11 protein-coding genes and 1 pseudogene are annotated in these 14025 nt (G+C 75.9%); 10 read left to right on the top strand and 2 right to left on the bottom strand.

Annotation, left to right across the window (positions count from 1 at the left end; genetic code table 11):
- Both AB0K51_RS27505 and AB0K51_RS27500 read left to right on the top strand, forming a co-directional pair.
- Window positions 1-308 (top strand): annotated as a pseudogene (locus AB0K51_RS27505) (hypothetical protein); the annotation flags it as partial.
- A 123-nt stretch (window positions 309-431) separates the two neighbouring features.
- Window positions 432-1646 (top strand): ROK family transcriptional regulator, encoded by a 1215-nt coding sequence (locus AB0K51_RS27500; protein WP_363459845.1) that lies wholly within the window; start codon window positions 432-434, stop codon window positions 1644-1646.
- 29 nt (window positions 1647-1675) lie between these two features.
- Here the strand turns inward: AB0K51_RS27500 and AB0K51_RS27495 are convergent, their stop codons facing one another.
- Both AB0K51_RS27495 and AB0K51_RS27490 read right to left on the bottom strand, forming a co-directional pair.
- Complete coding sequence (locus AB0K51_RS27495) at window positions 1676-3673, bottom strand: alpha-amylase family protein (protein WP_363459844.1); 1998 nt, start codon at window positions 3671-3673, stop codon at window positions 1676-1678.
- A 53-nt stretch (window positions 3674-3726) separates the two neighbouring features.
- The gene (locus AB0K51_RS27490) at window positions 3727-4386 is read right to left on the bottom strand and encodes an SDR family oxidoreductase (protein WP_363459843.1); all 660 of its coding nucleotides are present in this window, start codon (window positions 4384-4386) and stop codon (window positions 3727-3729) included.
- A 198-nt stretch (window positions 4387-4584) separates the two neighbouring features.
- Here AB0K51_RS27490 and AB0K51_RS27485 point away from each other — a divergent pair, with 198 nt between their 5' ends.
- The 8 genes from AB0K51_RS27485 to larE all read left to right on the top strand — a co-directional run bounded on the left by AB0K51_RS27485 (window position 4585) and on the right by larE (window position 14004).
- Window positions 4585-6963 (top strand): glycoside hydrolase family 95 protein, encoded by a 2379-nt coding sequence (locus AB0K51_RS27485; RefSeq protein ID WP_363459842.1) that lies wholly within the window; start codon window positions 4585-4587, stop codon window positions 6961-6963.
- A 150-nt stretch (window positions 6964-7113) separates the two neighbouring features.
- Window positions 7114-7878, top strand: coding sequence for a FadR/GntR family transcriptional regulator (locus tag AB0K51_RS27480; protein ID WP_363459841.1), 765 nt, complete (start codon window positions 7114-7116; stop codon window positions 7876-7878).
- Window positions 7879-7920: 42 nt separating this feature from the next.
- The gene (locus AB0K51_RS27475) at window positions 7921-8799 is read left to right on the top strand and encodes an amidohydrolase family protein (RefSeq protein ID WP_363459840.1); all 879 of its coding nucleotides are present in this window, start codon (window positions 7921-7923) and stop codon (window positions 8797-8799) included.
- Complete coding sequence (larA, locus tag AB0K51_RS27470) at window positions 8796-10109, top strand: nickel-dependent lactate racemase (RefSeq protein WP_363459839.1); 1314 nt, start codon at window positions 8796-8798, stop codon at window positions 10107-10109. The genes AB0K51_RS27475 and larA overlap by 4 nt, the downstream gene beginning before the upstream one ends.
- Window positions 10106-11242, top strand: coding sequence for a glycerate kinase (locus AB0K51_RS27465; protein WP_363459838.1), 1137 nt, complete (start codon window positions 10106-10108; stop codon window positions 11240-11242). Before larA ends, AB0K51_RS27465 begins: the two co-directional genes overlap by 4 nt.
- Before the next feature lie 71 nt (window positions 11243-11313).
- The gene (larB, locus tag AB0K51_RS27460; protein WP_363459837.1) at window positions 11314-11991 is read left to right on the top strand and encodes a nickel pincer cofactor biosynthesis protein LarB; all 678 of its coding nucleotides are present in this window, start codon (window positions 11314-11316) and stop codon (window positions 11989-11991) included.
- The gene (larC, locus tag AB0K51_RS27455; RefSeq protein WP_363459836.1) at window positions 11988-13172 is read left to right on the top strand and encodes a nickel pincer cofactor biosynthesis protein LarC; all 1185 of its coding nucleotides are present in this window, start codon (window positions 11988-11990) and stop codon (window positions 13170-13172) included. The genes larB and larC overlap by 4 nt, the downstream gene beginning before the upstream one ends.
- A complete protein-coding gene (gene larE / locus AB0K51_RS27450; protein ID WP_363459835.1) occupies window positions 13159-14004 on the top strand; it encodes an ATP-dependent sacrificial sulfur transferase LarE in 846 nt (281 codons plus the stop codon). The genes larC and larE overlap by 14 nt, the downstream gene beginning before the upstream one ends.
- Window positions 14005-14025 lie beyond the last annotated feature (21 nt).

The following is a 14025-nucleotide window of genomic DNA, read 5'->3' as shown; positions in this document are numbered from 1 at the left end:
TCGCCGCCGACGACTCCCGCCCGGTCTCCGACTGGGCCGACGGCGTCACCCTGCTGGTGCACGCGTTCGCGGACGGCGCGGAGCGCACCGTCGTCATCCCGCGCAGCGACGGCCCCGGCGAGAGCGCCCGCTTCCGCCTGCGCCGCACCGGCGACCGCCTGCACGTCACCACCGACAGCCCCGCCGCGTGGACGCTGCGCCTCGGCGGACCGGACGGGCCGGTGCACGCCCACCCGGCGGGAACGGCGGAGGCCGAGCTGCCCTACCCGGGGGTCCAGACCGACACGCCCGGGAGCGACGGGGGGTGACGACAGGCGGGTAGCGGAGGCGCCGCTCACCGCCCGCGACGGGCCGCGGCCCCGGCCCGTCGCGGCGCAGCGATACGCTGCGGTGGGCGGCGATGCCCGGGATCGGCGGAACGGGGACGGCAGATGGCGGCGGACGGCGCGGCGGTGCGCAAGCGGAGCGGCGAGCCCGTCTCCCAGCAGGACGTCCGCCGGCGCAACCTCGCGCTGGTGCTCGGCTCGGTCGCCGCGCAGCGCCTGCCCTCCCGCTCGGACGTCGCCGGGCACACCGGCCTCACCAAGGCGGCCGTCTCCTCGCTGGTCGACGAGCTGATCGAACGCGGCGCCCTGACCGAGGTGGAGACCGCGCCCGACGGCCGGGTCGGCCGTCCCGGTCGGGCCCTGGCCGTCCGCGACCGGGGCCCGGCCGGCCTCGGCCTGGAGATCGGCGTGGCCCACCTCGCCGCGTGCGTCACCGACCTGCGCGGCGAGGCGCGGGTGTGGCGGCGGGTGGACGGCGCCAACGCGGGCCGCCCCGCCGCCGAAGTGCTCGCCGACGTCGCGGCGCTCGCCGCCGAGGCCGAGGCCGAGGCGGCCGACCTCGGCCTGCACGTCGCCGGCCGGGTGCTCGCGCTGCCCGGCGTGGTGCCGAACGAGCCGCGCGGGCTGGTCGAGAACGCCCCCAACCTCGGCTGGCACGCCGTCCGCCCCGCGGACCACTGGCCCGGGCCGACGCCCGCGCCCACGGTGGAGAACGAGGCCAACCTCGGCGCGCTCGCCGAGTACTGGCACGACGAACGGCAGACCGGCACGCTCGTGCACATCTCCGCCGAAGCGGGCATCGGCGCCGCCCTGGTGGTCGACGGCATCCTGTTCCGGGGCGCGCGCGGCTTCGCGGGCGAACTCGGCCACCTCCCCGTCGACCCGGCGGGCCCGCGCTGCGCCTGCGGGTCGCTCGGCTGCCTGGAGCAGTACGCCGGGCAGGCGGCCGTGCTGCGCGAGGCCGGACTTCCCGCATCGGCCGGGGACCACGTCGCCCTGCTGGCCGAGCGGGCCGCCGCCGGGGACGCCGCCGTGCTGCGGGCCCTGGACCGGGCGGGCCGGGCGCTGGGCCTGGCCCTGGTCTCGGCGGTCAACCTGATCGACCCCGACGGGATCGTGCTGGGCGGCACCTACGCGGAGCTCGCCGACTGGCTGCTGCCGTCCGTCCGGGCCGAGCTCACCGCCCGGATCACCGTCCGTCCCTGGGCCGCGGAGACCCTGCGGGCCTCGGCGCTCGGCCGGCGCGGACCGGTGCTCGGCGCCGCCCTGGTGACGGTCCGTCAGCTGCTGGCCGACCCCACGCTGCTGCCGTCCGGCTGAGGCCGGCAGCAGCGCGGCGGCGCCCGCCGTCAGTCGTGGTCGACGACCAGCATGGCGTGGCCGTCCAGCGAGGTCACCCGGACGTGCAGGTACCCGCCGTCGTGCTCCCAGGCGACGTCCTGCCCGGCGGGCTGCAGCCGCACGGCGCGGGGCGCGGCGGGCAGCCGGAGCGAGAGCGGGACGTCGACCAGCGGGAACGGGTCGTGGACGAGGTCGAGCCCGGGGGTCTCGCGGGAGGGGACGAAGCTGGTGAGGTGGACGACGGTGCCGGCCGGGGTGCGGACGACCGAGGTCTCCAGGTGGGTCGGGCCGCCGGCGCGCAGCAGCGGGTCGGGGAGCAGGCGGTCCAGGACGGCGCCGAGCAGCAGGCGGTAGGCCTCCAGGCCGTGCTCGTGGAAGGCCGACAGCAGCGGCACGGTGATCGCGGCGACGCGGTCGCCGACGGCGGCGGCGACCTCGTCGGTGAGGTCGGCGGGCGGGGTGTAGGAGTGGCCGCAGAAGCGGTCCCAGGTGCGCGGGAAGTAGGGGGCCACCAGCCGGGCGAGGACCTCGGAGCCGGGCCGGGGCCGGGCGGTGAGCCGGGAGCCGTGGCTGATCACGGGGAAGTCCTCGGGGACGCCGGGCACACCGGTGCAGGCGAGGAACACCTCGCCGTCCGGGGCGGGCGCCAGGTCCTCGACGGGCAGGTCCGGGAAGACCGGCGCCGCCTCGTCGGTCAGCAGCGACCGGCCGACCAGCAGCACGGCGCCGCCGGCCGCGCGGTACTCCCGCAGGCACGCGGCGAGTTCGGCGTCGACCGGGGCCGACTCGGGGACCACGACGACCCGGTAGCCGGAGAGGTCCGAGGTCGGGAAGACGATGTCGAACTGGACCCGCAGCTGCTGCAGCGCCCGCACCGCGCCCATGCAGTCGGCGCCGGGGTGGTCGCCGAGCGCGGGATCGGTGAGCAGCGCGACCTCGGTGGCGACCTGCCCGCCGTCCACGAACGGCTCGCACGCGGCGACGTGCCCGTAGACCGAGCCGATCAGGTCGTAGACGGCGGGGGCGAGCGCGCCGCGCGGGTGCAGGACGTCGCCGATGCCGCTGGTCAGGCCGTTGGAGAGCATCTGGCTGGTCTCGTAGAGCAGCGCGGCCCGGGGCTTGAGCGCGGCGTTGTCGCCCCAGCTCTCGTGGAACCGGCCGGTGTGGCTGAGGGTCGGCAGGCCCAGCGGGCGCACGAAACGGGCCACGTACGGGAGGAAGGAGTAGCCCCAGCCGCCGGTGGGCAGGCCCTCGATCTCGGTGTGGCGGACGTACGGGCGCTCCTCGGGCAGGCCCGCCTTCGGGCGGCTGTTGAACCAGGCGCCCTGGGCGGCGCCGTCGGGCAGCGCCTTCTCCACCATCGCGGAGTAGCGGGCCATGTAGCGGCGGGCCACCAGGGTGGCGTAGCGGGCCCGGTGGTCGGCGTCGGCCGGGTCCAGGCCCTCGCGGCGCATGCCGTCGACGGCCCAGCGGCTGACGCTGGGCTGGTCCCAGCACATGTCGATGAAGACGCCGTCGACCGGGGCGAAGCGCCGCAGCACCTCGTCCAACTGGTCGGCGAAGTAGTCGGCGTAGGGGCTGGACATGTCGAGGATGCTCCACGCCGCCTCGAACGCGGAGGCGCTCCAGCGGGCCAGTTTGAGGTCCTCGCCCACGGCGAGCCACTCGGGGTGCTCGCGGGCGGCGTACTCGTCGACCTGGAGGGACAGGTAGATCGGGGCGCGGATGCCGACGGCGTGCAGCGCCCGGACCTGTTCGGCCAGCAGGTCGAGGTCGGGGGACAGGCCGGGGTGGCGCTCGGGGCGGTCGGTGCCGTAGTAGAGGCGGCCGTGGTGGCACTTGGCGAAGACGGTGACGCTGTCGACGTGCGCCTCCTGGAACGTCCGGGCGAACGCCACCGGGTCGAAGTCCCGTCCGACGTCGGGGATCTCGGGGGAGGTGTGGAAGTCCAGGTGCACGGTGCGGCGCGGGAAGCGGCGCGGGTCCGGCGGAGTCTGGTGCGGCATCGTGGTCCCTTGGTGAGCGGGCGCGGGGCCCGGAGTGCGGGGGTGGCCGTCGGTCAGTCGCCGCGGACCCGCGGGCCGCCCGTCCCGCCCTCGGCGACCAGGTCCGTGCCGGTGGCGGCAGCCGCGAGCGGACTGGCCAGGTGGGCGATGGTGGCGGCCACCTGCTCGGCGTCGGCCGTGCCCGGGTTGACGCAGGTGACGCGGATGCCCTCGCCCGCCAGGTCGGCGGCCATCGCGCGGGTCATCGACAGGACGGCGCCCTTGGACGCGGAGTACAGGACGCGCTCGGACACGCCGGTGGTGGCCGCGATCGAGCAGGTGTTGACGACCGCGGGGGCGGCGGAGCGCCGCAGGTAGGGCAGGGCGGCGCGGGTGGAGCGGAGCACGCCGATCACGTTCACCTCGAACACCCGGCGCCAGTCCTCGTCGGGGTCGTCCCCGATACCGCCCTGCGCGTCGACCTCGGCGGCGTTGACCAGCACGTCGATGCCGCCGAGCAGTTCGGCGGCCCACGCCACACTGGCGCGCACCGACTCGTGGTCCGCGACGTCGACGTGCGCCTTGATCAACGGCTCGGGCACGCCGTCCGGCCGCAGGTCCAGGCAGGCGACCCGGGCCCCGCGGGCCGCGAGCAGCCGGGCGGTGGCGAGCCCGATCCCGGAGGCCCCGCCGGTGACGACGGCGGCCAGGCCGGCGAACTCTGGTTCGTTCACGGTCCCTCGCTCGGATCGGATGGATACATGGGATGGATTTATACGGGCGGGCGACAGCCCTCGTCCAGGGGTCGGACCAGAGAGGTTCCAAACAGGCAGGTCAGCTAGGCGAGTTGAGGATCGGTCGATCGACCGCAGTGCTCCCGTTTCCTTCTCAGACATAGGATCACCTGTTAGGTTGGCGGCGTGGAGGACCTCATGCTGACTGACGCTCACCGCAACCCCGACCACCTGCTCTGGTACCGCAGCCCCGCCGCCTCCTTCCTGGAGGCGCTGCCGCTCGGCAACGGCGCGCTCGGCGCCACGGTGTACGGCGGGGTGGACACCGAGCGGCTCGAACTCAACGCGGACACCCTGTGGTCCGGCGGCCCCGGGCCCCGCGACCGGGTCGGCGCCGCCGCCCACCTGCCCGAGCTGCGTGCCGCGGTGCTGGAGCGAAACGACGCCGCCGAGGCGGACCGGCTCGCCGCCGCGCACTTCCAGGGCCCGGACGTCGAGGCGTACCAGCCGCTCGCCGCCCTGGAGTTGGCGTTCGCGCCCGGCGCCGACCAGGGCGCCGACTACCGGCGGGAACTGGACCTCGGGACGGCCGTGCACACCGTGGAGTACGCCGCCGGGGGAGTCCGGTACCGGCGGGAGGGCTTCGTCTCCGCCCCGGCGGGCGTCCTGGCGGTGCGGCTCACCGCCGACACCCCCGGCGCGCTCACCTTCCGGGTCGGGCTCGGCACGCCGCACCACGGGACGCGCACCACCGTGGAAGCCGAGCCCGGCGGTCTGACGATCAGCGGCCGCGCCCCGGTGCGCGTCCCACACGAGCCCGACGTGAACGCCGCCTACACCGAGGGCGAGGGCACCGGCTTCGCCGCCGCGCTCCGGCTGCGGGCCACCGGCGGCCGGATCACCGCGGACGGCGACGGCCTGGCGGTGACCGGCGCCGACGAGGCGGTGCTGCTGCTCGCCGTCGGCACCGGCATCCGGGACTGGCGCGAGAAGCCCGACGGCCCCGAGGCGGCGCTGGCCGCGGCCCGCGGCCGACTGGAGGCCGCCGCCGGCCGGGACTACCACGCGCTGCGCGCCGAGCACCTGACGGACCACCAGCGACTCTTCGACGCCGCCACCCTGGCCCTGCCCGGACCCGCCGCGGCGGCGCACCTGCCCACCGACGAGCGGCTGGCCGCCGCCAACGCGGGCACCTCGGACCCGGGCCTGGCGGCCCTGCTGTTCGCCTACGGCCGCTACCTCCTGATCGCCTCCTCGCGGCCCGGCACCCAGCCCGCCAACCTGCAGGGCATCTGGAACCCGTTCCCGACCCCGCCGTGGAACTCCAACTGGACGTCCAACATCAACGTCCAGATGAACTACTGGCACGCCGAGACCACCGGCCTCGCCGCCTGCCACGAGCCGCTGTTCGACCTGGTCGCCGACCTCGCCGAGGCCGGCCGGAACACCGCCCGCGCCTACTACGACGCCCCCGGCTGGTGCCTGCACCACAACGTCGACGTGTGGCGCGCCACCAACCCCGTCGGCGGCCTCCCGGTCTGGTTCCACTGGCCGATGGGCGGCGCCTGGCTGTCCGCCCACCTGTGGGACCACCACCTGTTCCACGGCGACCGCGCCTTCCTCGCCGACCGCGCCTACCCCGTCATGCGGGAGGCCGCCCGGTTCGTCACCGCCATGCTGGTCGAGGACGGTGACGGCACCCTGGTGACCTGCCCGTCCACCTCCCCCGAGCACCACTTCCGGCTCCCCGACGGCACGCTCGCGGCGGTCGGCGCCGGCACCGCGATGGACCACTGGCTGGCCGCCGAACTGTTCGACACCACCGCGGCCGCGGCCCGCGAGCTGGACGTCGACCACGCCTTCGCGGCCGAACTCGCCGCCCTGCGCGCCCGGTTGAGGCCCCTGGCGATCGCCGCCGACGGACGACTGCTGGAGTGGTCGCAGGACCTCCCCGACGAGGACCCGGGCCACCGGCACCTCTCCCACCTGTACGGCCTCTACCCCGGCAGCGCCGTCGACCCGCTCACCGACCCGACGTACGTCGAGCCGGCCCGCCGCGCCCTGGACCGGCGGCTGGAACACGGCGGAGGCGGCACCGGCTGGAGCCTGGCCTGGGTGGCGGCGCTCGCCGCCCGCCTCGGCGACGGCCCGCTCGCCGGGCACGCCGTCGAGCGGCTGCTCGCCACCTCCATCGCGCCCAACCTGTTCGACCTGCACCCGCCGCAGCTGTTCCAGATCGACGGCAACTTCGGCATCGCCGCCGCAATCGCCGAGACGCTGCTGCAGAGCCACAACGGCATCCTGCGGCTGCTGCCCGCGCTGCCGCCGGGCTGGCCCGACGGCGAGGTGCGCGGCCTGCGTGCCCGCGGCGGGGTCGCCGTCGACCTGACGTGGCATCAAGGCGCTTTGGTGGAAGCCGAGTTGCGTGCCGATCGGGATGCCGACGTCGAGCTGCACCTGCCCGCGGGTGCAGGCCGGCCCGTGGCGTGCGGCGAGGGGGACCTCACCGGGGACGGCCGGCGCCTGCGGCTGCGCCTGACGGCCGGTCAGCACCTGCGGCTGGCCTTCCCCGCGTAGTGTCCTCGGCTGTCGGCCTCTTGAGACATCCGATGTATTGTCAGGTCTTGGGTTGCAGTGACCTGCCTGGAGCGGGAAATGTGCAGGTCGAGATGGCTTGAGCGGAAGCGAGGGCTTCTCAGACATGGGATCACCTGTTAGGTTGTCGCCGTGTCCCTGACTGACAAGGCCATCGCGCGCATCCGGGAGTCGATCCGGGACGGCAGCCTCCCGCCCGGATCGAAACTGCCGCCGGAGCCGGTGCTGGCCGCCGAGCTCGGTCTCTCGCGGAACCTGATGCGCGAGGCCGTCAAGGCACTGGTGGTGGCGCGCGTGCTGGAGATCCGGCGCGGCGACGGCACCTACGTGACCAGCCTGGAGCCGGACGTGCTGCTGGCCGGCCTCGGCGGCGCGGTGGAACTCCTGCAAGGGGACACCGTGCTGGAGCTGACCGAGGTCCGCCGGTTGTTCGAGCCGGCCGCGACGGCGCTGGCCGCCGCCCGGATCACCGACCAGGACCTGGCGCAGGTGGCCGGGCACCTCGCGGCCATGCGCGCCGCGCGCCACGACGTCGCGGAGTTCAACCGCCACGACGCGGCCTTCCACCGCGCGGTGGTGCGCGCCACCGGCAACGCCACGCTGGCGACCCTGCTGGAGCACATCTCGGGGCGCACCCTGCGGGCCAGGATCTGGCGCGGACAGTCGGACACGGACGCGGCCGGGCGGACCCTCGCCGAACACGAGGCGATCCTCGAGGCGCTCACCGCCCGCGACCCGCACCTCGCGCAGGCGGCCGCCCTCCTGCACGTCACCACCACCGAGCGCTGGCTGCGCGCGCACCTGGCCGCGGGGGACCGCGTCCCGGCCGGCACGGGCTCCGGCGGCACGGTCTCCGACGTCGCGCAGCCGCAGCCGCAGCCGCAGCCGGAGTCCTGAGCGCCGACCCGTCGTCACCCACCCACCAAGGAGCGACCGCTCGTGAGAATCGACGCACACCACCACGTGTGGCAGCTGGGCAGGCGCCCACACGCCTGGCTGGACGATCCCGGCCTCGCCGCCCTCCGGCGGGACTTCGGGATGGCCGAGCTCGCCGGGCAGGCGCGGGCGGCGGGCGTGGGGCGGACGGTGCTGGTCCAGGTGCTGCCCGACGTCGAGGAGACCCGGGAGTTCCTCGCCCTCGCCGCCACCGAGCCCATGGTCGCGGGCGTCGTCGGCTGGGTCGACCTGACCTCCCCGGCCGTCGCCGAGACCCTCGCCGAACTGCGGGAAGGGCCCGGCGGCGAGCTGCTCGTCGGCGTGCGCCACCTCGTCCAGGGCGAGGCCGACCCCGGGTGGCTGGCCCGGCCCGAGGTGCGGCGCGGGCTGCGGGCCGTCGCCGGGGCCGGGCTGCGCTACGACCTGCTGACCCTGCCGCGCCAACTCCCCTCCGCCATCGAGACGGTGCGCGCGCTACCGGAGCTGGGGTTCGTGCTCGACCACCTCTCCAAGCCCGGTATCGCCCGCGGCGCCCTGCAGCCCTGGGCCGGGCTGCTGCGGGAACTGGGCCGCGAGTCGAACGTCTCGTGCAAGCTGTCCGGACTGGTCACCGAGGCCGACCACGCCGAATGGACCGTCAACGACCTGCGCCCGTACGCCGGTACGGCACTGGAGGCGTTCGGGCCGGACCGCGTGATGTTCGGCTCCGACTGGCCGGTCTGCCTGCTGGCCGCCGACTACCGGCAAGTCATGGACACCGCCGACGAGTTGACCGAGGGCCTGGCGCCGAGTGAGCGCGCCGAGGTGTTCGGCGGCACCGCCGACCGGGTCTACCGGCTCGGCGTGGCGACCGAGCCCGGCGCCGGTGAGGACACCCCATGAGAATCAGACTCGCCTACGGGGAGACCGGGCTCGACCTCGACGTCGACCCGGCCGTCACCACCGTGGTCGAACCGCTGCACACCGCTGGCGCCGCCGACCCGATGGCCGTGCTCCGCGAGGCGCTGCGCCGCCCCGTCGCCGGGCCGTCGCTGCGCGAACGCGTCCGGCCGGGGCAGACCGTGGCGATCTCGGCGTGCGACGGCACCCGGCCGCAGCCGCGGCACCTGATGATCCCGGCCGTCCTCGCCGAGCTCGACGGGATCGTCCGGGACGAGGACGTGGTGATCCTGGTCGCCACCGGCACGCACCGCGGGAACGACCCCGAGGAGCTGCGCCGGATGTTCGGGGACGAGGTGGTCGACCGGATCAGGATCGTCAACCACGACGCCCGTGACACCGACCAGCTGGCCTGGATGGGGCGTTGGGGCGACGACGTGCCGGTGTGGCTCAACCGCACCTGGGTCGAGGCGGACGTCAGGATCACCACCGGCTTCGTCGAACCGCACTTCTTCGCCGGCTTCTCGGGCGGCCCGAAGCTGGTCGCCCCGGGACTGGCCGGACTGGAGACCGTGCTCGTCCTGCACGACGCGAAGCGGATCGGCGACCCCCGGGCCACCTGGGGCACCACGCACGGCAACCCCGTGCACGACGACGTCCGGGCCATCGCGGACGGCACCGGCGTCACCTTCTCCCTCGACGTGGTGCTCAACCGCGAGCAGCGGATCGTCGCGGCCTTCGGCGGCGACCTGCTGCCCATGCACGCGGCGGCGACCGCCGCCGCCCGGCGGATCGCGATGCGCCCGGTCGACCGGCTCTTCGACGTGGTGGTCACCACCAACGCCGGCCACCCGCTCGACCAGAACCTCTACCAGTCCGTCAAGGGCATGTCGGCCGCACTCACGGTGGTGAAGCCCGGCGGCCTGATCGTCTGCGCGGCGGAGTGCCGCGACGGCTTCCCCGACCACGGCTCCTACCGCGAGGTGCTGGCCTCCGCGCCGTCCCCGCAGGCGCTGCTGGAGTCGATCCGGGCCCGGCCGCGCACCGTGCCCGACCAGTGGCAGGTGCAGGTCCAGGCCCGGATCCAGTCCAGCTCCCGGGTGGTGATGCACACCTCGTACCTGAGCGACGCCGAGCTCGCCACCGCGCACCTGGAGCAGACCGCCGACATCTCCGCGACCGTGGCCGAGGCCCTCGCCGCCGCCGGGCCGGGCGCCCGGCTGTGCGTGCTGCCCGAGGGGCCGATGACCATCCCCTACCTGCGCCGGGACGGCGGGCCGGGCGGCGAGCGGGACGGGGCGGGGACGGCATGACGCGTCGACAGGTCCTGGTGTGCCTGGACAAGTTCCGCGGCTCGGCGACCGCCGTCGAGGCGTGCCGGTGGCTCGCCGAGGGCCTGCGGGCGGCCGATCCCGCGCTGGACGTGCGGGAGGCGCCGGTCGCGGACGGCGGCGAGGGCACCGCGGAGGCGTTCCTGGCGGCCGGGTTCCGGGCCGTGCCGGTCCGGGTGAGCGGGCCCACCGGCGCGCCGGTCGACGCGGTGCTGGCCGTCCGCGGCCGGCGGGCGGTGGTCGAGATGGCCCAGGCGTCCGGGCTGCACCTGCTGCCCGCGGGTCGGCCCGCACCGCTCACCGCCTCCACCCGCGGCACCGGTGAACTGCTGCGCGCCGCACTCGACCTGGGCTGCCGGGACGTGGTGCTCGCGGTCGGCGGAAGCGCCACCACCGACGCCGGGGCCGGTCTGCTGCAGGCGCTCGGGGCCCGGATCACCGACGCCACGGGCGCCGAACTCCCGCCCGGCGGCGCGGCGTTGGCCGATGCCGCGGCGGTCGACCTGACCGGCCTCGACGCGCGGCTGCGGGAGACCCGGCTGGTGCTGGCCTCCGACGTCGACAACCCGCTGCTCGGACCGGACGGTGCCGCCGCCGTCTTCGCCCCGCAGAAGGGCGCCGACGCCGGACAGGTGGCGCTGCTGGACGCCGCGCTCGCCCGGTTCGCGGGGCTCGTCGCCGCGCGGACCGGAGCCGACCTGTCCGGCCGCCCCGGCGCCGGGGCGGCCGGCGGGACGGGCTTCGCGGCCCTGCACCTGGGCGCCCGCCGGGAGCCCGGCGTCGACGTGCTGCTGGCCGAACTCGGCCTGGACACCGCCCTCGCCGCGGCCGACCTGGTCGTGGTGGGCGAAGGCTGCCTCGACGCGCAGAGCCTGCGCGGCAAGGCACCGATCGGCGTGGCCGAGCGGGCCCGCCAGGCCGGCGTCCCGGTCGTGGCGGTCGCCGGGCGGGTGGAGGCCGGGCCCGCCGAGCTGGCCGCCCACGGCATCGGCCGGGCCCACTCGCTCACCGAGCGGGCGGGCAGCGCGGCCACCGCGATGCGCGAGACCCGCCGGCTGCTGCACGAGACCGGCGCCGAGCTCGCCCACCTGACGGTCCGCCAGCCGCCGTCCTGACGGCCGTCAACAGCCCGCCCGACGGCCGCCACCCGTCCCGACCGTCGCAGCCCACCGAGGAGGAGAGCCGCATGCACCCCACCCGAGTCCACGACCTCGACTTCGCCCAGGTCGACATCGGCCGCGAGCAGCGCCAGGGGCTGCCCGAGGTCGTGTACGGCCCCGGCAAGACGTCCGAGCAGATCCGCGCGATCACCGCCGAGCTGCTGCGCCACAACTCCGGCCCGGTGCTGGTCACCCGGGTGGACGCCGAGACCGCCGCCGACGTGCTGCGGCACGTCCCCGGCGGGTCGTACGACGCGCAGGCCCGGCTGCTGGTCTGGCGTCCGGCCGACCGCAACGGCTTCACGCTGACGGTGATCTCCGCCGGGACGGCCGACCTGCCGGTCGCCGCGGAGGCCGCCGCCGTGGCCGCGGCCGTCGGGCTGGAGGTCGACACCGTGCAGGACGCCGGCGTCGCGGGCCTGCACCGCGTGCTCCGCGTCCGGGACCGGCTGCGGTCCTGCGACGCGGTCGTCGTGGTGGCCGGGATGGAGGGCGCGTTGGCCAGCGTGGTCGGCGGGCTGGTGGGCTGCCCGGTGATCGCCGTGCCGGTCTCGACGGGCTACGGCGCGTCGCTGGACGGCGTGACCGCGCTGCTGGCGATGCACGCCTCGTGCGCCGCCGGGATCACCGTGGTCAACATCGACTCCGGTTTCGGCGCGGCGATGGCCGCCCACCGGCTGGCCTGGGTGAGGAGTCGGGCGTGATCTGCTGGATCAACCCGTTCACCGGCCTGGCCGGCGACATGCTGCTCGGTGCGCTGCTCGACGCGGGCGCACCGCTGGACGAGGTCCGGGCGTCGATCGACGCCACCGGCCTCACCGGCTGGGAACTCGACGCCGAGCGCGTCGTCACGCACGGCCTCACCGCGACCAGCGCCCGGGTGCGGGTGACGGACCACGCCACCGAGCGGCGGGCGGCCGAGCTGATCCGGCTGGCCGCCGCTGCCCGGCCCGAGCCGGTGGCCGCCCTGAGCCTCGCCGCGCTGCACGCGATCGCCGACGCCGAGGGCCGCCTGCACGGCACCGACCCCGCCGACGTGCACCTGCACGAACTCGGCGGCCACGACGCCCTGGTGGACATCGTCGGGGTGGCCGCCGCGCTGCACGCGCTGGGCGTGAGCGAGGTGGTCTGCGCGCCGCTGCCGCTGGGCACCGGCGGCGTCGACACCGCGCACGGGCTGCTGCCCTGCCCCGCTCCCGCCACCGTCCGGCTGCTGTCCGGCGCGGTGGTGACCGGCACCGACCTGCGCGGGGAGACCGTCACCCCGACCGGCGCCGCGCTGCTGCGCGCGGCGGGCGCGGGCTACGGCCCGCTGCCGCCGATGACCGTGACGGCGACGGGGTACGGGGCGGGCACCCGGGTGCTGGCCGACCGCCCGAACGTGGTGGCGGTGACGCTGGGCCGGCCGGCGGCCGAGCAGTGGGTGGAGGACGTGGTGACCCTGGAGACCAACCTCGACGACGTCACCGGCGAGACCCTCGCGCACACCGTCGCCCGTGCACTCGCCGAGGGCGCGATCGACGCCTGGACGACTGCCGCGGTGATGAAGAAGGGCCGCCCGGCGCACGTGCTACACGTTCTGACGCTTCCTCAGGACACCGAGCGGCTACGGGAGTTGATTCTCGCCGAGACCCGCACTCTGGGCGTCCGGCAGACCCGGCACACCCGGGTCGTGGCCCCCCGCCGGAGCTGGACGGTCGACCTCGACGGCAGCCCGATCCGGGTCAAGCAGGGCCCGTACGGGATCAAGCCCGAGTACGAGGACACGGCGGCCGCCGCCGCCCGTACGGGTCGGTCGCTGGGCACGGTCGCCGAGCGCGCCCGGCTGCTGGCCGCGGAGAACGCCCCGGCCGGGTGGGAGGAGGACCGGGATGACGCGCGCTGACACGGTCGAGGAGAAGGCCGCCGCGCTGCTGGCCGTGGTGCGGGAGGCGGGGCCGGTCGCGGTGGCGTACTCCGGCGGGGCCGACTCCGCCCTGGTGGTGGCCGCGGGCGTAAGGGCCCACGGGCCGGCCGGGGTGCTGGCGGTGACCGGGGTGTCCGAGAGCCTGGCGGCGGGGGAGCTGGCCGCGGCGCGAGCCGTCGCACTGGACCTCGGCGTGACCCATGTGGCCGCCCGGACCGAGGAGTTGGGCAGCCCGGGCTACCGGGCCAACACCCAGGACCGGTGCTACTTCTGCAAGTCCGAGGTGCTCGACACGATCGCCGCGGTCGCCCGCGAGCACGGCTTCGCCCGGGTCGCCACCGGCACCAACGCCGACGACGCCGCGGACCCGTTCCGTCCCGGCATCCGGGCCGGCCGCGAACGCGCGATCCTGACACCTCTGCGCGACACCGGCCTCAGCAAGGCGGACGTCCGGGCCGTCAGCCGGCTGTGGGGCCTGTCCACCTGGGACAAGCCCGCCACCCCCTGCCTGGCCAGCCGGATCCGCTACGGCATCCCCGTCACCGGCCACCGGCTGGCCCGGATCGACCGGGCGGAGACGGCCGTGCGGGTCGCACTCGACGAAGCGGGGCTGCGCTCGGTCCAGCTGCGGGTGCGCGACCTCGGGGAGAGCGTCCGGGTCGAGCTGGACGCCGAGGCGGTGCCGGCGGCAGCCGAACTGGCGGCGCTGCGGGAGGCCGTGGCGCAGGCCGGGTTCGGTGCGGCGCGGGTCGAGGTCGACGGCTTCGCCTCCGGGCGGCTCAACCACGAGCGACCCCAAGACATGGGATGACTTTGCGTCATAGCTACTCTC

The sequence above is a fragment of the Kitasatospora sp. NPDC049285 genome (genome assembly GCF_040678815.1).
In the GTDB taxonomy this organism is placed as follows: domain Bacteria; phylum Actinomycetota; class Actinomycetes; order Streptomycetales; family Streptomycetaceae; genus Kitasatospora.
This window is presented reverse-complemented; position numbering and strand designations above follow the sequence as displayed.

Coding starts and splice junctions, on each gene's coding strand:
- larE (WP_363459835.1), top strand. CDS start 13,159: ATGACGCGCGCTGACACGGTCGAGGAGAAGGCCGCCGCGCTGCTGGCC.
- AB0K51_RS27495 (WP_363459844.1), bottom strand. CDS start 3,673: ATGCCGCACCAGACTCCGCCGGACCCGCGCCGCTTCCCGCGCCGCACC.
- larA (WP_363459839.1), top strand. CDS start 8,796: ATGAGAATCAGACTCGCCTACGGGGAGACCGGGCTCGACCTCGACGTC.
- AB0K51_RS27485 (WP_363459842.1), top strand. CDS start 4,585: ATGCTGACTGACGCTCACCGCAACCCCGACCACCTGCTCTGGTACCGC.
- larB (WP_363459837.1), top strand. CDS start 11,314: ATGCACCCCACCCGAGTCCACGACCTCGACTTCGCCCAGGTCGACATC.
- AB0K51_RS27500 (WP_363459845.1), top strand. CDS start 432: ATGGCGGCGGACGGCGCGGCGGTGCGCAAGCGGAGCGGCGAGCCCGTC.
- AB0K51_RS27465 (WP_363459838.1), top strand. CDS start 10,106: ATGACGCGTCGACAGGTCCTGGTGTGCCTGGACAAGTTCCGCGGCTCG.